At 70.5% G+C, this 17,651-nt stretch carries 14 protein-coding genes and 1 tRNA gene; 12 read left to right on the top strand and 3 right to left on the bottom strand.

Annotated features, from left to right (window positions below; translation table 11 throughout):
• Window positions 1–140: 140 nt before the first annotated feature.
• The 3 genes from AB0J55_RS16070 to AB0J55_RS16080 all read left to right on the top strand — a co-directional run bounded on the left by AB0J55_RS16070 (window position 141) and on the right by AB0J55_RS16080 (window position 3,858).
• Window positions 141–2,438 carry a sodium-translocating pyrophosphatase gene (locus AB0J55_RS16070; RefSeq protein ID WP_364248427.1) on the top strand — a complete coding sequence of 766 codons (2,298 nt, stop codon included), beginning with the start codon at window positions 141–143 and terminating at the stop codon, window positions 2,436–2,438.
• Window positions 2,439–2,583: 145 nt separating this feature from the next.
• On the top strand, window positions 2,584–3,162 hold the full coding sequence (locus AB0J55_RS16075; RefSeq protein WP_364248429.1) for a hypothetical protein: 579 nt from the start codon (window positions 2,584–2,586) through the stop codon (window positions 3,160–3,162).
• A gap of 51 nt (window positions 3,163–3,213) precedes the next feature.
• Window positions 3,214–3,858 (top strand): hypothetical protein, encoded by a 645-nt coding sequence (locus AB0J55_RS16080; RefSeq protein ID WP_364248431.1) that lies wholly within the window; start codon window positions 3,214–3,216, stop codon window positions 3,856–3,858.
• 18 nt (window positions 3,859–3,876) lie between these two features.
• Here the strand turns inward: AB0J55_RS16080 and AB0J55_RS16085 are convergent, their stop codons facing one another.
• Entirely contained in the window at window positions 3,877–4,683 is an 807-nt protein-coding gene (locus tag AB0J55_RS16085) for a serine protease (RefSeq protein ID WP_364248433.1), read from the bottom strand.
• A gap of 296 nt (window positions 4,684–4,979) precedes the next feature.
• Between AB0J55_RS16085 and topA the strand changes: the two genes are divergently transcribed.
• From topA to AB0J55_RS16125, 8 genes are all read left to right on the top strand, one after another.
• Complete coding sequence (topA, locus tag AB0J55_RS16090; protein ID WP_364248435.1) at window positions 4,980–7,856, top strand: type I DNA topoisomerase; 2,877 nt, start codon at window positions 4,980–4,982, stop codon at window positions 7,854–7,856.
• Window positions 7,857–7,973: 117 nt separating this feature from the next.
• Entirely contained in the window at window positions 7,974–8,582 is a 609-nt protein-coding gene (locus tag AB0J55_RS16095; RefSeq protein WP_364248437.1) for a hypothetical protein, read from the top strand.
• Window positions 8,583–8,668: 86 nt separating this feature from the next.
• A complete protein-coding gene (locus tag AB0J55_RS16100; protein ID WP_364248439.1) occupies window positions 8,669–9,466 on the top strand; it encodes an ESX secretion-associated protein EspG in 798 nt (265 codons plus the stop codon).
• A gap of 34 nt (window positions 9,467–9,500) precedes the next feature.
• Complete coding sequence (locus AB0J55_RS16105) at window positions 9,501–9,662, top strand: hypothetical protein (RefSeq protein ID WP_364248441.1); 162 nt, start codon at window positions 9,501–9,503, stop codon at window positions 9,660–9,662.
• A 110-nt stretch (window positions 9,663–9,772) separates the two neighbouring features.
• Window positions 9,773–10,564 (top strand): hypothetical protein, encoded by a 792-nt coding sequence (locus AB0J55_RS16110; RefSeq protein ID WP_364248443.1) that lies wholly within the window; start codon window positions 9,773–9,775, stop codon window positions 10,562–10,564.
• 326 nt (window positions 10,565–10,890) lie between these two features.
• Entirely contained in the window at window positions 10,891–11,508 is a 618-nt protein-coding gene (locus tag AB0J55_RS16115; RefSeq protein ID WP_364248445.1) for a hypothetical protein, read from the top strand.
• A gap of 138 nt (window positions 11,509–11,646) precedes the next feature.
• Window positions 11,647–13,758 (top strand): dTMP kinase, encoded by a 2,112-nt coding sequence (locus AB0J55_RS16120; protein ID WP_364248447.1) that lies wholly within the window; start codon window positions 11,647–11,649, stop codon window positions 13,756–13,758.
• Window positions 13,755–14,960 carry a DNA polymerase III subunit delta' gene (locus tag AB0J55_RS16125; RefSeq protein WP_364248449.1) on the top strand — a complete coding sequence of 402 codons (1,206 nt, stop codon included), beginning with the start codon at window positions 13,755–13,757 and terminating at the stop codon, window positions 14,958–14,960. Before AB0J55_RS16120 ends, AB0J55_RS16125 begins: the two co-directional genes overlap by 4 nt.
• A gap of 52 nt (window positions 14,961–15,012) precedes the next feature.
• Here AB0J55_RS16125 and AB0J55_RS16130 read toward each other — a convergent pair whose 3' ends face one another.
• Entirely contained in the window at window positions 15,013–16,680 is a 1,668-nt protein-coding gene (locus tag AB0J55_RS16130; protein ID WP_364248451.1) for a hypothetical protein, read from the bottom strand.
• A 133-nt stretch (window positions 16,681–16,813) separates the two neighbouring features.
• Here AB0J55_RS16130 and AB0J55_RS16135 point away from each other — a divergent pair.
• Window positions 16,814–16,887 (top strand) — tRNA-Thr (locus tag AB0J55_RS16135).
• A 440-nt stretch (window positions 16,888–17,327) separates the two neighbouring features.
• Here the strand turns inward: AB0J55_RS16135 and AB0J55_RS16140 are convergent.
• Window positions 17,328–17,537 carry a HEAT repeat domain-containing protein gene (locus AB0J55_RS16140; protein WP_364249512.1) on the bottom strand — a complete coding sequence of 70 codons (210 nt, stop codon included), beginning with the start codon at window positions 17,535–17,537 and terminating at the stop codon, window positions 17,328–17,330.
• Between the last annotated feature and the right edge of the window lie 114 nt (window positions 17,538–17,651).

The raw sequence follows: 17,651 nt of genomic DNA on the forward strand, positions 1-17,651 counted from the left end.
TCTGTGGTGAGCGTCATGTGAGACGTGCATTGCTGCCCGGCTAGCGTGTCGCTCGGTACAGGGTCCATGCCAGCGCCGGCCGTGTCGAACCCTCGGCTTGCCGTCGACGCTGGCGCACGGCGACGTCTCATGGAGGACGAATGTCACGGCAGTTCCTCGCGGAGGGCGGCGGAAATATCGCCCTCTCCGGAGGTGGCTACACGATTGTCGGTGTAGTCGCCGTGGTCGCGCTTGCCGCACTCGTCATCGGCTACGTCCTGCTCAAGGAGGTGCTGGCCGCAGGCCAGGGCACCGCCAAGATGCAGGACATCGCCAAGGCGGTGCAGGAAGGCGCGGCCGCGTACCTCAAGCGGCAGCGGAACACCCTCGCCATCTTCGGCGTGATCGTGTTCCTCCTGCTCTTCATCCTTCCCGCGGACGACTGGAACGAGAAGATCGGCCGTTCGATCTTCTTCCTGGTCGGTGCGGGTTTCTCGTTCGCGATCGGCTACCTCGGCATGTGGCTGGCCACGCAGGCGAACCTGCGGGTCGCCGCCGCCTCGCGTGAGGAGGGCGGCCGCGAGAAGGCGATGCGCGTCGCGTTCCGCACCGGTGGCGTGGTCGGCATGATCACCGTCGGCCTCGGCCTGTTCGGTGCCGCGGTCGTCGTGCTGGTCTACACCGGCCAGGCGCCCAAGGTGCTCGAAGGCTTCGGCTTCGGCGCCGCGCTGATCGCGATGTTCATGCGTGTCGGCGGCGGTATCTTCACCAAAGCCGCCGACGTCGGCGCGGACCTGGTCGGCAAGGTCGAGCAGGGCATCCCGGAAGACGACCCGCGCAACGCCGCCACCATCGCGGACAACGTGGGCGACAACGTCGGCGACTGCGCCGGCATGGCCGCTGACCTCTTCGAGTCCTACGCCGTCATGCTCGTCGCCGCGCTGATCCTGGGCAGCACCGCCTTCGGCGTGCACGGCCTGATCTTCCCGCTGATCGTCCCGGCCATCGGTGTCATCACCGCCGTCATCGGTGTCTACATCACCAAGGCGCGTCCGGGCGAGGGTGGTCTCGTCACGATCAACCGCTCCTTCTACATCTCCGCGGTGATTTCCGCGGTGCTGTCGGCGATCGCGGCGTTCGTGTACCTGCCGAGCAGCTTCCGCGACTTCGGCGCCGGCTACGAGAACGCCGGCAACCCGGCGGTCATCGCGACCATCGCGGTGATCATCGGCATCGTGCTCGCGGCGATCATCCTGAAGCTGACCGGCTACTACACCGGCACCGAGTACAAGCCGGTCAAGGACGTCGGCAAGACGTCGGAAACCGGCCCGGCGACGGTCATCCTGTCCGGTATCTCGGTCGGTTTCGAGTCCGCTGTGTACACCGCGCTCGTCATCGGCGCCGCCGTGTTCGGTGCCTACCTGCTGGGCGGCGGCGTCGCGCTGTTCGCCGTGGCGCTGGCCGGCACCGGCCTGCTGACCACGGTCGGCGTCATCGTCGCGATGGACACCTTCGGCCCGGTTTCGGACAACGCGCAGGGCATCGCCGAGATGTCCGGTGACGTCGACGAGAAGGCCGCGCAGATCCTGACCGAGCTCGACGCGGTCGGCAACACCACGAAGGCGATCACCAAGGGCATCGCGATCGCCACCGCGGTCCTCGCCGCGACGGCGCTGTTCGGTTCCTATTCGGACGCCATCCAGAAGGCACTGTCCGGCATGGGCACCGGGGTGGTCACCGGTCTCGACGCGGCGAAGTCGTTCATCAACGAGGTCGTCAGCCCGAACACGCTGGTCGGCGTGATCATCGGTGCGGCCGTGGTGTTCCTCTTCTCCGGCCTCGCGGTCAACGCGGTTTCCCGTGCCGCCGGCGCGGTCGTCTACGAGGTCCGCCGCCAGTTCCGCGACATCCCGGGGATCATGGAGGGCACCACCCGCCCCGAGTACGGCAAGGTCGTCGACATCGTCACGCGCGACTCGCTGCGCGAGCTGACGACGCCGGGTCTGCTGGCGGTCTTCGCCCCGATCGCGGTCGGCTTCGGCCTGGGCACCGGCGCGCTCGCCGGCTACCTGGCCGGCGCGATCGCCTGCGGCACCCTGATGGCGATCTTCCTCGCCAACTCCGGTGGCGCGTGGGACAACGCGAAGAAGCTCGTCGAAGACGGCAACCACGGCGGCAAGGGCTCGGCCGCGCACGAGGCCACCATCATCGGTGACACCGTCGGTGACCCGTTCAAGGACACCGCCGGCCCGGCGATCAACCCGCTGATCAAGGTGATGAACCTGGTCTCCGTGCTGATCGCGCCGGCCGTCGTGCAGTTCTCGATCGGTCCCGACGAGAACACCGCGGTCCGCATCATCATTTCGCTGGTCGCGGTCGCCGTGATCGTGGCGGCGATCGTGGTGTCGAAGCGGCGGGGCACCGTCATTTCCGACACCCCGGCCGAGATCAAGGCCTGAGTTCCACGGTGACCCCGGGCCCGGTGCGCAACCACGTGCGCCGGGCCCGGGGCCTGCCATCCCAGAAAGGCCCGGCGACTTGCGAAGCAGCACTGAGTCGGTACCGTCGGGCCTGCCGGGGCGTCGTCGGGCAGGAGGTACGCGAGTGCGGCAGCGGCCGACCGTTTTCGCCGCTCTCACCACGATGCTCGCCATCGGTCTCGCCGGGTGCGGGCAGCCGGCCACGGAGCCGCCGCCGGATCCACCGGTCACGACCATCGTTCCCCACGCCGATCCCACAGCGGACTGGGCGGCCGGTTACTGCGACGCCGTGACGCACCTGGTCCGCACGCTCGCGGATCTGCCCGCCGTCGATCCGAGCACGCCGCAGAAGGCGTCCCGGACGTCGAGCGACCTCCTTTCGTCCGTCGTCGGCGGCCTCGACCAGAGCCTGGCCGGGCTGAACGCGCTCGGTGCGCCACCGGTGCCGTCGGCGGACGCCGGCCGCAAGGACGTCATCCGGCAGTTCGCCGAGATCCGCGCCGAGGCCGAGAACGCGCGTCAACGCATCGAGACCGTCCGCGGCAACGCCCCCGCGACGAAGGCGGCCCTCGGGGAGGCCAAGGCCGCCCTCGACCGCATCGACGCCCTCGACTACCTCAAGGGCCTCAAGGACGTCCCCGCCCTGGCGGCGGCGGAACAGCGCGCTCCGGCATGCCGACGGCTGGATCAGCCGGCCGGCTGAAGATCGCCGTGACGCTCGCCACGAATCGAACTTGTGTTCTAGTATAGCGCGGTGGATCGGACGATCTCGCTCTTCTCCGCCGAGGCCAGCGGGCCGGGCCTGGGCGACCTGGCCGGCCTGTTGTGCTGCCACGGCCAGATCACCGGCTTCGGGCGCACCGCCGCCCGGCTGTCGGTGGTCGTCGAGGAGCCGTGGCGGGCCCACGTCCTGGCGCGCGAGTTCCGCTGCCGCGGCGCGGACGCCCAGGTGTCGAAGGCCGACTGCGGGCGCCCGCAGGTGCGCACGTCGTTCCGGGTCGACCTGCTGCCGCTGGCGCTGCGGTGGCTGCGTGAGGGCTGCGCGGGCCCGGCCGAGGACGACTCGGGCAAGGCGGTGCCGGACGGGTTCCGGCTGAGCGGCGCGATGCTGCGGATGTGGGTGCTGGCCGGCGGCCGTCCCGGCACGCAGGGTTATCTGCTGGGCGTCGACCCGCTCGCGCCCGGGATGCACGAGCGGCTGGTCGAGGCACTGACGCCGCTGGGTGTCGCGGCGAAGCTGACCGGCCCGAAGGCCGAAGTCCCGGCGGTGAAGATCACCGGCAAACGCCGGCTGGAAGCGCTGTTGGAGCTCATCGGGGAGCCGCCACCGGGTGCCGAAGCGGCGTGGCCCGGCGCGGAACCGCAACCGCACCCGGAGGCCGCGACGAGCACGGCCTGACCGGGTGCGGCAGCCGCGTCAGGGGCGGGGCAGGGTGCAGCCGGCCTGGGTGAGCGCGATTTCGTTGGCCGCGGTCAGGCAGGCGGGAATGCCGTAGGTCTCCTGGCCGTAGTTCGTCTTGTAGTGCACCGTGACGTTGCCGGCCTGGTCGACCTCGCACGGGTTGTTCTCCGTGCAGCGTTCGCCGTCCTCGTTGCCGGTGTTGTTCACGCCGATGACCTTGCCGCCGGAGACGATCGGCGAGCCGGAGGTGCCGCCGATGGTCTGGCAGGCGGAGGTGTAGCGGATCGAGTCCTTCCAGGTCCAGCTGCCCTCCTTCAACCGGTAGACGAACCCGTCGATGTTGCAGGAGTAGATGCGCTTCCAGTAGCCGGAGACGACGTCGATGGCCGCGCCCGCGGCGGGGTGGGCGTTCGACAGTTCCAACGGCGAGATCCCGTAGCTGGCCTTGATCTGCGCGTAGGTGGTGGTGAGCTGGTAGAGCGACACGTCGGTGTCGGTCATCGTGCCGTAGACGATCTTCTTCGCCCGCAGCGTCGCCTTGTTGCTGCCGCTGGCGGTGAGCAGCGTGAACGTCCGGCTGGAGGCGCGGTTGGTGATCACCTGGCCGGGCCCCGGGAAGCCGGTTTCGAGGCAGTGCCCATTGGACATGACGAGCGCGGGCGCGGTGTCGGGTGTCGCGGCCGGCTTGACCACCGACCCCGAGCAGTTGGACAGGGCCACGGTGCCGGCGAAGTTCGCCGCGGCCGCGTTCGCCGGAGTGACACCCAGCAATACTGTGGCGGTCGCAGCGGCGAACAGGGCGCCGAGCAGGCGTCGGGTCATGGTGGATCCTTTCGGCTGGGCGGGGAAACCAGTGAAGCGGTGACGTCCCCGTGCCCACCACCGTCGAACGGAGGGTATCCGGACGGTCACGCGCTAGGCTGCGCAGGACGTGGCCGAAATCACGTGGCAGGTACGTTGGGGAAACATCGTCGAGGTCAACGGCGATGCGCTGGGCACAGGACCGGCGGCGTGTTGGGCCACCTCCGCGCCGTCCGGGCCGGAACAGCGTGCACACTGGCAGGTCGAGACACGGACCCTGGCAGGGACGTGGTGCAGTCCCGCGGCGGTGGGACGAGATGAGCGGAGAGCAGGACAGCGTGGCAGGAGCACGGACCAAGAAGAACGGAGCCGCGGCGGGCAACGGCGCCGGGCACCGGCGGCTGGTCATCGTCGAGTCGCCGACGAAGGCCCGCAAGATCGCGCCCTACCTCGGCGGCGGTTACGTCGTCGAGTCCTCCGTCGGGCACATCCGCGACCTGCCGCGCGGTGCCGCCGACGTGCCCGCCCAGTACAAGGGCGAGGCGTGGGCGCGGCTCGGCGTCGACGTCGACAACGGCTTCAAGGCCCTCTACGTGGTCACCCCGGACAAGAAGTCCAAGGTCACCGAGCTCAAGGGTCTGCTGAAGGACGTCGACGAGCTCTACCTCGCCACGGACCCCGACCGCGAGGGCGAGGCCATCGCGTGGCACCTCCTCGAGACGCTGAAGCCGAAGGTCCCGGTGCGCCGGATGGTCTTCCACGAGGTCACCGAGCAGGCCATCCGCGCGGCCGCCGACTCGACCCGTGAGCTCGACGCCGACCTCGTCGACGCCCAGGAGACCCGCCGCATCCTCGACCGCCTCTACGGCTACGAGGTCTCGCCGGTGCTGTGGAAGAAGGTCATGCCGAAGCTGTCGGCGGGCCGTGTGCAGTCGGTGGCGACCCGGATCGTGGTCGAGCGCGAACGCGAGCGGATGCGGTTCACCTCGGCGTCGTACTGGGACATCTCGGCGACGATGGACGCCGGCGAGGAAGCCTCGCCGCGAAACTTTCCCGCGCGGCTCGTCGCCGTCGACGGCGCGCGCCTGGCCACCGGCCGCGACTTCGGCTCGGACGGACAGCTCAAGGCGTCGAACACCGAGGTCCGCGTGCTCGCGGAGGCCGACGCGCGGCGTCTGGCCGAAGCGCTGAAGCAGCGTGACTTCAAGGTCGCGAGCGTCGAAGAGAAGCCGTACACGCGCAAGCCGTACGCGCCCTTCATGACCTCGACGCTGCAGCAGGAGGCGGGCCGCAAGATGCGGTTCACCTCGGAGCGCACCATGCGGATCGCGCAGAAGCTGTACGAAAACGGCTACATCACTTATATGCGTACCGACTCCACGACGCTGTCGGAGTCGGCGATCTCGGCCGCGCGCAGCCAGGCCACGCAGCTGTACGGCAAGGAGTACGTCTCGCCGTCGCCGCGCCAGTACACGCGCAAGGTCAAGAACGCGCAGGAGGCCCACGAGGCGATCCGGCCTTCGGGCGAGGTCTTCCGCACGCCGGGTCAGGTCGCGGGCGAGCTGGACACCGACGAGTTCCGGCTCTACGAGATGATCTGGCAGCGCACGATCGCGTCGCAGATGGCGGACGCGAAGGGCACCACGATGTCCGTGCGCATCGTCGGCAACGCGGCTTCGGGCGAGGAGTGCACCTTCGCCGCTTCGGGCCGCACGATCACCTTCGCGGGCTTCCTGAAGGCGTACGTCGAAGCAGTCGACACCGAGACCGGTGGCGAAGCCGACGACAAGCAGAGCCGCCTGCCGGTGCTGGAGAAGGACCAGGCGCTGACCGCGGCCGAGCTGAGCCCGGACGGCCACACGACCTCGCCGCCGGCCCGGTACTCCGAGCCGAGCCTGGTCAGCAAGCTGGAAGAGCTGGGCATCGGCCGCCCGTCGACGTACGCGTCGATCATCAAGACCATCCAGGATCGCGGCTACGTCTGGAAGAAGGGCTCCGCGCTCGTCCCGTCGTGGGTCGCGTTCGCCGTGATCGGCCTGATGGAACGGCACTTCGAGCGGCTGGTCGACTACGACTTCACCGCCGGCATGGAGGACGAGCTCGACCGCATCGCGGCCGGTGACGAGCAGCGCGCGCAGTGGCTGTCGAAGTTCTACTTCGGCGGCGACATGGGCGTCGACGGCTCGATCGGGCGCCTCGGCGGCCTGAAGAAGCTGGTCGAGGGCAGCGTCGAGGACATCGACGCGCGCGAGATCAACTCGATCCCGCTGTTCAGCGACGAGAACGGGCACACCGTCGTGGTCCGCGTCGGCCGCTACGGGCCGTACCTGGAACGTGAGGTCGACGGGAACTCGCAGCGCGCGAACCTGCCGGAGGACCTCCCGCCGGACGAGCTCACGCAGGAGATCGCGGAGAAGCTGTTCGCGACCCCGCAGGAGGGCCGCACGCTGGGCACCGACCCGGTGAGCGGGCACGAGATCGTGGCGAAGGAAGGCCGCTTCGGGCCGTACGTGACCGAGGTGCTGCCGGAGATCGAGATCCCCGAAGACGCCACGGCCGCGCAGAAGAAGGCGTTGAAGGCGAAGGCGCCGAAGCCGCGTACGGGCTCGCTGTTCAAGTCGATGGACATCGAGACGATCACGCTGGACGACGCGCTGAAGCTGCTTTCGCTGCCGCGCGTGGTCGGCAAGGACCCGGAGTCCGGGGACGAGATCACCGCGCAGAACGGGCGCTACGGGCCGTACCTGAAGAAGGGCACGGACTCGCGTTCGCTTTCGACCGAGGACCAGCTCTTCTCGATCACCCTCGAAGAAGCGCTGAAGATCTACTCGGAGCCGAAGCAGCGTGGGCGGTCCGCCACGGCGAAGCCGCCGCTCAAGGAGCTCGGCGAGGACCCGGTGTCGAAGAAGCCGATGGTGGTCAAGGACGGCCGGTTCGGCCCGTACGTGACCGACGGCGAGTACAACGCGACGCTGCGGAAGGGCGACGACATCGAGTCGCTGACCGCGGAACGGGCGTCCGAGCTGCTGGCGGAGAAGCGGGCGAAGGGGCCGGCGCCGAAGCGGAAGGCGCCGGCGCGCAAGCCGGCTTCGACGACGGCGAAGACGGTCAAGGCGGGCACGACCAAGAAGGCCGCTGCCGCCAAGACGACCACGGCCAAGCGGTCCGGCTCGACGGCGACGAAGGCCAAGTAAAGCCGCGTTGCGAAGGCCTCCCCGCCGCTGGTGGGGAGGCCTTCGTTGTCACACCTTCGAGTGACACCTCGAACGGATGTTCGGGAAATTGTCGGTGCTGCCGGGTTTCATGGACGCGTGACCGAAACACCACGCACCGTGCACACGGTGACCACCAAGATCCTGAAGCCGGTCCGGGCGGCGGCCGCCGGCAGTTCCACCGCCCTGGACCTCGTCGGGTCGCTGCCCGGCTTCGTCGGCAGCGGCGGCGTCTGCGGTGTCGCCGTCGCGATGTCCGGCGAGCCGTGGACCTCGGCGTTCTACGACGACCGGACCACCTTCGGCATCGCTGGGGACGGCCTGCGCTTGTTCGGGGCTTCGCCGGGCTCGGCGGTGAAGGTGCTGCACGCGGCGCTGGCTCGCCTGGAGCCGCTCCCGCCGGCGCCGGGCGAGGGCCTGTGCCTCGACGCCGACGAGCGCGGCGTGCTCGAGCCCGGGCAGGAGGGTCTCGTCCTCGGCCTGATGGACGACCTGCGGCGCCCCCGGCTCGGTACCGTGCAGTTCGACGTCGCCGTCGACGGCTCGCCGCGGCGGTGGGAGATGCTGGCGTTCGTCGACGACGACCGCGGCCGGCACCTCGCGGCCCTTGGCAGACCCAGGGGCGGCCACCGCCGGTTCTGGTGGCTGCCCGGAAGTGTCGACCGGCTCGCGGAGTTCGTCGAAGGGCGGGTGCCGGACCGTGGCTGAGCCGCTCGGCGACCGCTCACCGACCGATCTCCCCCTCTCGAACATATGTGCGAGAAATTGTCGGTGCCAGGGTGTTCAATCTAGGGGTGAGCAACGCAGTCGCCGTCTTCGACGTCATCGACGAGGTCATCGCCCCGCTCTCGGCCGAGGTGCCGGAGCGGCCCTCGGTGATGGAGTTCTACGACCCGGAGTTCGAGATCCCGCCGGTGCTGGCGGACACCGGACCGCTGCCGGGCCGTCGCCCCTCGCCGCCGGCCGCGCGGAGCCTCGCGGACGAGGTGGAGCAGTACACCCGGTTCGTCGCCGGGATGGCCGCGATCGGCCTCGCGCCGGGCGGCGAGGTCACCGCGGAAGCGGTCGGGCTGTACCGGGCGCTGCGCGGTGGGTTCATCCGCGGCGTCGTCACCGGCGTCTTCCCGGCCCGGGCCAAGCCGTGGGAGGTGCGGTTCTTCGGCGACGAGGACTACACGACGGTCCTGCACAAGCTGGGCAACCGCGCGCGGCTGCGGTCGGGCTTCCTCAGCGAGCTGCCGGGCTGGGTGTTCGACGGCCTGCCCGACCGGCCGCCCGGGCCGGGCGAGCACCTGCGCATCGAAACCGACGAGCGCGGGCTGATCCCGCGCCGGTGCGAGCGGGCGGTGGAGCTGATCCGGGAGTGCGCGGCCCGGCCGCGGCTGGGCACGGTGCTGGTGGACCTCGCGGTGCGCAACGCGATCCTGGCCGAGTACCCGCACGGCGCGTTCGGGCTGGTGGACAACGACCTGGGCCGGTACCAGTTCAGCGCCGCGGTGGCCCGGAGCGGGCGCTGGACGGTGACGTGGGGTCCGGCGTCGCGGAGCACGGCCGAGCAGTGGATCGTCGAGGCGGTGCAGAGCCATGCGTGAGGAAGGGGCGGTGCGGACGACGGAAGGGGAGGGCGTGGACAGGGTGGTCGCGGCGGCTCCGAGGGACCTGACGGTGCGCGAGGCGATCCTGGCGGCCGCCGAGCTCAACAACGGTGTCCCGGAGCAGCGGCAGGCAGCGGCCGAGGCCGGCGCGGACGACGAGCGCGGTCCGGGCGAGCGGCGCCGGCATGGCTGAACGCAGAGGGGTGCGAGAGCTGCTGGAGGCGGTGGTGCCGCGGCAGACGGCCGCGCCGGCGGCGGCCGAGGCGTGCGCGGGTGAGCGTGGTGCGGCCGGAAGGCGGCGGCATGGCTGAACGGACGGCGGCGCGAGAGCTGCTCGAGCTGGCGGCCGGCCCGGTGCTGGCGGCGATGCCGGACCGCGAGCCGGTCGACCGGCTGTACAACCCGGACGTCAGCGACGACGACATCCTGGTGCACGGCCCGGTGTCGGACGACCCGGCGGACCTGGTGGCGGAGGTCGAGCGGCACATGGCGTGGGCCGCCTGGATCGACGGCACGCCGTTCGGCGAAGACGGCGAGCTCAACGAGATCGGCTTCGAGGTGGTGTCGCTGATGCTGCGCGGCTCGGTCCGGGCAGCGCTGTGCGGTGTGTTCGACGAAGGACCGGAGACGGCGGACATCCGGTGCTACGCCGACGGAGAGCGGGCGTTCATGATGGGCTCTCTCCCCGGCCGCACGGCGATCCACCTGGCCGACTTCGACGAGCTGCCGGAGATGCTGGTGGCCGAGCTGCCGGAGGCCCCGTTCGGCGCCTCGCCCCGCGCGATCTGGCTTTCGGTGGACGCGGACGGCCTGATCCACGACGGCCAGGACGACGACGTGGGAGCAATGCGTGAGCTCCTGGGCCGCCCGAGATCGGGAACGGCGGTCCTGGACATGCTGGCCTTCGGCGGCCTGTGCGCGGAGTTCCCGGACAACGGATTCGTCCTGGTGGACACGGACCTGGGCCGCTTCGCCCTGGCCGCCCTCGACCGCGGCGACGGCCGCCGCCAGCTGGTCCTGAGCCCCTTCAGCCGCGGCATGCTCCGCGACTGGTGCCGCAAGATGATCGACCTCGGACAGGAGGAGATGCCCTGAGCGGAGAGGGTCAGGCAGAGGGGAGGGTGGGGCCCTGGCCTCCATCGCTCCCCATGCGCCGGCCGAGCCCGACCCGGCAAACTGGCCACCTACGGTCAGTCACTGGCCAGCCACCCGTCGCTCGCCCCTGTGATCGGTTTCACTACGATCTGTCACCATTGGCGGTCGACCGGACCACCGGCGGACTGGACACTGCAGGGGGTTCGGGCGCGGGCTTGCGCTGCGTGACCGACCATCCTTTGGAGACAGAGCCATTGGGCGGATGCGTTATCCGCCAGCGTCGCTACCCTGGAAAGGCGAGGACATTCAGTAGTGAGGTGGTCACCATGAGCGCGAACGGTGAGGCTCCCTTCTTCAATGCCCCCGAGCTCACTCAGCGCGACGGCACTCTGTCCGAAGCACCTGGCGAGACGTTCGCGGACCCGGTATCGGGGCTGGTCACTGCGGCTCCGGAGCCACGCGCCGCGGTGGCGAATGGCCACGAGCCCGCCGCCATCCCGGTGGCCGGGCCGGTGCAACCCGACGAAGAGGCCGTGCGGCGGATGGTCGAGGAAACGCTTCGCGACGACGACAAGGCCGGCGTGAAGACGCCGGCGGCGATCCCGCCCGCCGGCACCCTGGGCGAAGCCGGCGCACCGCCGATGGGGTTGCTGCCCCGGCAGCGGAACCGGCCGCGCGCCACCTGGCCGAGCCGGCCGCCGCAGATCATGCGGCCCGTGCGGCAGGATCCGCTGGCCGAGGACGATGCCGACGACGTCGACGTCGTGCCCGTCAAGCGGCGGCGCCTGCCGCGGATGCCGTCGGTGACGATGCCGGCCTTCAACCGGCCGTCGTCGAGTGCGGCCGGGGTCATGCTCGCCGTCGCGTTGCTGATCGTGTTCGGGTTCGTCGCCATCGAGATGGTGTCCAGCCTGGTCAGCAGCGTTACCGGACTGTTCGACTAGCGGTCACCACCTGCCCCGCACCACGGGGCCGTGCCGCGTGCCAGACGCCGATCGGGCTACCCTGACTTCACGGTCGGGCTCTCGCGCGAGGGCGTCCGGCACCGCGGTGACTAGTGGGGTGGGCGTATCAGCGAGGGCGTGCGATCGGTACCCGGGGCCGGCCCGGGTGCGTCGTCGGGCGCCGAGGCGTCCACGATCAACCGGGTCCGGCGGGTACTGGCGATCAAACCGTTCCGGCGCCTCTGGGGCGTCACGTACCTGTGCAGCGTGGCCGACTGGCTGAACATCCTGGCCCTCACCGGCCTGGCCACGAAGCTGACGGACAACTACTTCGCGCAGAACTTCGCCTTCGTCGGCGTCGTGCTGACCGGCCTGGCGCCGGGGCTGCTGTTCGCCCCGGTCGGCGGCCTGCTCGCCGACCGGTTCGACCGCCGCAAGGTGATGGTGGTCGCCGACCTGCTGCGGTGCGTCTTCCTGCTGTCCATCGCGATCGTCAGCGCGCCTTGGTGGCTGCTGGCCGGCAACTTCCTGGTCGGCTGCGCGTCGAGCATGTGGATCCCCTCGAAAGAGGCGGCCGTCCCGAACCTGCTCCGCCGTCCCGACCAGGTCGAAACGGCCAACCAGCTCGGCATGGTGATGACCTACGGGCTCGCCGTCATCACCGCGGCCGGCGCGAACGCGGTCATCACCGGCGTCAACACGACGTTCCACGTGTTCCCCGGCGACCCGAGCCTCAACATCGCGAAGCTCGTCGTCATCATCACCGGCCTGCTCTACCTCGCCAGCGCGATCCTCATCGCCACCCGGATCCCCGAACTCTCGCTGCGCAACGTCCACATGCTGCCGGAACAGCGGGTCAAGCAGGCCGACGAGGAGAAGCTCGGCATCGGCGCGATGATCGCCGACGGCTTCCGGTTCATCCGCAGCACGCCGCTCGTGCGCGGGCTGCTGGTGGGCGCGTTCGGCGCGTTCGTCGCCGGCGGCGCCGTGATCGGTTCGGCCAAGCCGTACTCCTCCAGCCTGGGGGCCGGTGACTCCGCGTTCAGCCTGCTCGTCCTCGCCGTCTTCCTCGGCCTCGCCACCGGCATGGTCTTCGCGCCCAAGCTCGCCCGCCGGCTCCCGCACGACCGGCTGTTCGGCCTCTCGATCGTCGCGGCCGCGGTCTCGCTCGCCCTGGTGGCGCTGTCCCCGCATCTGACCATCTCGCTGATCACCGTGGTGCTGGTCGGCATCTGCGCCGGCACCGCGTTCCTCACCGGCGTGACGATCATCGGCTCACGCGTCGAGGACGCCATCCGCGGCCGGATCAACGCGATCTACCAGCTGATGATGAAGCTGGTCCTGTTCGGCACCACGGTCACCGTCCCGCTGCTCGTCGGCGCGGTGCAGCGGAACACGATCACCGTCTGGGGCAACCCGCTGACCATCGACGGCACGCGCCCGGTGATGCTCGGCGGCGCGGCGATCGCGCTGGTCGCCGGCCTCTTCGCCTATCGGCAGATGGACGACAAGCGCACCGAGCCGATCCTCGCCGACCTGCGCAACGCGCTGCGCCGCACGCCGCGGCGCGTCAACGGCTTCCTCATCGCCGTCGAGGGCACCACCGCGATCAACACCGCGATCCAGGCCGTCAACCTCGCCGACTGGATGCGCGGCGGCACCCGGCCGGTCGTCGTCGCCGCGGACCCCGCGCTCGACGACCAGCGGCTCACCGCGCTCGTCTCCGGCGCCTCGCTCACCGGGGCGCGGGCCCAGGCCCTGGCCGCCGCCGCGGTGCGGGCCGACATCGTCGAGCGGCACGTCCAGCCGGCGCTGGACGCCGGTTCGGTGGTCGTGATGGAACGATTTGTCGACTCCCCGCTGGCGCACCTGTCCGCCATCGCCGGACTCGACAGCGACGAGCTCGAAGGCCTCGCCGACTGGGCGACCGGCCGCCTGCGCCCCGACCTGACCGTCCTGCTGGACGCGGCCCCGAACGGCGCACCGCGCGACAAGTCGGCCGCGATGAACGACCAGTGGCGCGTCCAGCACCTGCTCACCGAGATGGCCGCGGCGGACCCGGACCGGTACGTCGTGATCGACGCCGACGGCACCGACGCCGAGGTCGCCGAGCGCATCCGCACCGCGTTGCGCGCCGTGTTCGTCGGCCGCCTGGCCGCGCTGGCGCCGACGACGGAGAAGCCGGTCACCCTGCCCATGGAAACCCTGCCCGTCGAGACCCCGGAAGAGCCTCGCGTGGAGGCGAAGTGACGACGACCGAACGCATCGGCGTCTGGAACCAGCTGGTCGGCCAGGAGCCCGCGGTCGAGACGCTGAGCGCCGCCGCGTCGGCCGCCGCCAAGATCGTCGCGGGTGAGCCCGCGCCGCCGGGGGCGATGACGCACGCCTGGCTGCTCACCGGCCCGCCCGGCTCCGGCCGTTCGGTGGCTGCCCGGACGTTCGCCGCGGCCCTGCAGTGCAGCACCGGCACGGGCTGCGACGCCTGCCCCGGCTGCCACACGACGATGGCGGGCACGCACGCCGACGTCCGGCTGGTGGTCCCGGAAGGACTGTCCATTTCGGTCGCCGAGATGCGCGCGCTGGTGCAGGCCGCCGCGCGCCGCCCGACGACCGGCAACTGGCAGGTCGTGATCATCGAGGACGCGGACAGGCTCACCGAAGGCGCGTCGAACGCCCTGCTGAAGGCCGTCGAGGAGCCACCGGACCGCACGGTGTTCCTGCTCTGCGCGCCCTCGGACCACCCCGAAGACGTCTCCGTGACGATCCGGTCGCGCTGCCGCCTGGTGACGCTCCGGACGCCGCCGCCGGAGGCGATCGCCGACGTGCTGATGCGTCGCGACCACGTCGACGCCGAACGCGCGCAGTGGGCCGCTTCGGTGTGCGGCGGCCACGTCGGCCGCGCGCGCCGTCTCGCCACCGACGAGGCCGCGCGGCAGCGCCGGGCCACCGTGCTGCGGATCCCGCTCGGCCTCCGCCGGATGAGCGACGTCTTCACCTGCGCCGACCAGCTGATCAGCGCGGCCGAGGCGGACGCGGGCGAGGCCAGCAAGGCCCGCGACGAGGACGAGCGCAACGAGCTGCGGACCGCGATGGGCGGCGACGGCGTCGGCAAGGGTGTCGCCGGCGCCAAGCGGGCTGCCGAAGCCGCGGTCAAGCAGCTGGAGAAGAAGCAGAAGTCCCGTGCGACGCGCACCCAGCGCGACACGCTCGACCTGGCCCTGGTCGACCTCGCGGGCTTCTACCGCGACGTCCTGGTGACGGCGACCCGCTCCGGCGCGACGCTCAACCACCCGGACCACGCCGACCAGATCCGCGAGGCGGCCTCGTCGTGGACGACGGAGTCGACGCTGCGCCGGCTCGAGGCGGTGCTGGAATGCCGCGAAGCGATCGAGCTGAACGTGAAGCCGCGCATCGCCGTCGAGGCCATGGTCACGACGCTTCGCCAAGGCTGAAGACGAAGGAGCCCGCCAGGCGAACCTGACGGGCTCCTTCATACCCCTCGGGTCATTCGCGCGGACGCGGCGAGGGCTTGAACGGCTTCTCCTCGACGGCCACGGCCAGCGGGCGCCGCCGTGCACCCGGCATCGCGGCCACCATGACCACGCCGAGCAGCAGCATCGCCGTGCCGGTCCAGAACAGCGGCACGGTGTCGTACGCCCCGCCGGTGTAGGCGAGGTTCTTCACGGGCCCCTTCGGCGCTTCACCGCCCGCAGGCGGCGGCGTCGACGTCGTCCCGCAGACCACGCCGCCGGTGGGCGCGTACGCCCGGGCGATCTGCTCGCCGAGCGACAGCTGCGCCAGCGACGACGGCAGGTTCTTCGCCTGGTCGTCCGGCAGCAGGCTCTTGAGCTTGGTCGTCGGCAGCAGCTGCAGGTCGAACATCCGCGCCGACGCGCCCAGCTGGAACCCCTTGAACGGCGTGGTCATGTCCGCCGACTTCTGGTCCAGCCCGGCGATGCTCAGCCGCAGCACACCGAGGTCGAGCACGGTGCCCGCGGTGTTGCCGACCTGCTGCAGGCCCTTGGTGAGCGTCGAAACCAGGCCGCCGACCACCGGAATGTCGTCGACCTGCCCGAACTGGTCGCTGAGTCCCTTCAGCGGCAGCCCGATCGGGATGTCCTTGGTCGGGTGCGCCGCGTCGAGCGTGTAGAGCGTCTTCCCCCCGGCCGCGATGGTCAGCACCGGCGCGGTGTACTCGACCTCGGACGTCTTCGCGTCCCCGGTGGAGGTCACCTTCAGCGTCGGCTGGCTGGCCACCTTGATGCTCAGCGCGAGCGGCGTGCCCTTGAGGATCTCGATGTCCGCGGCCTGCAGCGTCGACGTCGACTGCACGGCCTTGTTCTTCGAGCCCGGGATGTCGACCAGCTTCACCTGCGACCGCGACGACAGCGTGTTCGGCAGGCTCAGCAGCGACCCGGTGCCGTCCGCGGCGGTCTGCCCGCCGCCCTGCAGCAGGCCGCCGAGGCTCTGCAGGCCCTTCGTCAGATCGAACCCGCTCGCCAGCGAGCTGGGGTCGAGCTTCGGCTTCAGGGCGTCCAGCCCGAGGTTCGGCATCGACGGCACGACGTTCAGCAGCGACAGGCTGGCCACGGACGTGCTGGCGTCGGCGATGGTGTCAACGCACGGCCCGAGGGTCTGGCTCCACCGCGCGTGCGCGCTCCCGTTGAGCAAACCGACGTTGAGCAGCGGATTCGACGGCGCATTCAGGCCACCGCTGATCGGCTGCGGGTTGTCGGGCAAGGCGGTCTGCACGACGCTGCCGGGAGTCTGCGGCGCGTTCCCGCCCACGGACAGCCCGAACGGCGACGCCTGCGCGATGGCCTTCTCGTAGTTCAGGTAGGCATCCGAGTTCGCCGACGCGCTCGACAGCCCCATCCCGGCCTCGAGCGCCGACTGCTTCGGCAGCGTCTGCCCGAACCCCGGCAGAATCGTGCTCGTCGGCACGGCGTTGGGCAGCAACCGGATGATCCCGAGCGCGGTCCCGGCATCCCCGACGGCCTGTCCCAGCGGCTGCGGCCCGATCGGCGCCGAGATCGGCGCCTGCCCCGGATTCGCGGGCTGCGGGATCGGCGTCGTCGGATAGGTGGTGTCGGCGTTCGCAGGAGCCGCGTTGAGCAGCAGCAACGCCGCAGCCGCCGGCAGCGCCACCGAACGGGGCAGTCTTCGCCGCATGTGCCAGAGCCTCCAGACAGGTCAACCGGGGAGTGAGACCGACGTCATAGGGCCCTAACGACGGTCCCCCCGAAAAGTGACGCGCGCAGCCTCCGCTACACTTGCTATCGTCGCCAGCGCGAGCCGGAGACATGCCGCCTTAGCTCAGTCGGCCAGAGCGATTCACTCGTAATGAATAGGTCGGGGGTTCGATTCCCCCAGGCGGCTCCGCAGGTCAGGCTCCATCCGAGACACCTCGGATGGGGCCTGACTCGTCTGGTGGGGTGACTAAGTGCGTGACTAAGAGCCTGTCGCAGGGAAGCTTGACGGGTTGTCAGTGATCTGCCTCGCGACTGGTGTCGCGATGGAGTGTGGGCATTGGCGGCGCCCGCTGGCCCCGAAGCACGGACTTGCGCAGTGTGGTGGATCGACGCGGGTGGACAACGGAGTTGTGGAGTTGTGTCTGTGCTGTGCTTGCTCACCAATAAGTGCACGTGGCAGCTGTCGCCGCTAGTCGCTCCGCCGATCGCCGGCTCGATGGCGGTGGACTTACCGTCGGTAAGTGCCCATCGACGCCGCGCGTAACCGATCAAGGACACGCCGTAGTCAACCATTTCGGCAAAAGCAAATGTCAGGCTGTGACGATGGCTCCCAATGATGTAGCTGCCTCAGCTGAATCGGTTCACGGCAGTTGCGGCGGCCTGTCGTACGTCTTCGTCTTGGTCTGTGGTGGCGCGGTCGCGGAGTAGCGGGAGGGTGTGGGGGTCTGTGGGCCAGCCTGTGGCCAAGGCTTCTACTGCCGCTCGCCGTACGTTTTGCCGGGGTCGGTGGTGGCGCGGTCGCGGAGTAGCGGGAGGGTGTCGGGGTCTTCCCGCCAGCCGGCAGCCACCGCTGTTCGAAGGCGGTGCGCAGGTAGTTCTCGGCGCGTCCGGTGCGGTCGATCAAGTCGCGATCGTGGGACCGGCGGGCCAGGTCGATGAGGTGTTCGCGCA

It is taken from the genome of Amycolatopsis sp. NPDC049688 (assembly GCF_040674975.1).
Taxonomy (GTDB): domain Bacteria; phylum Actinomycetota; class Actinomycetes; order Mycobacteriales; family Pseudonocardiaceae; genus Amycolatopsis.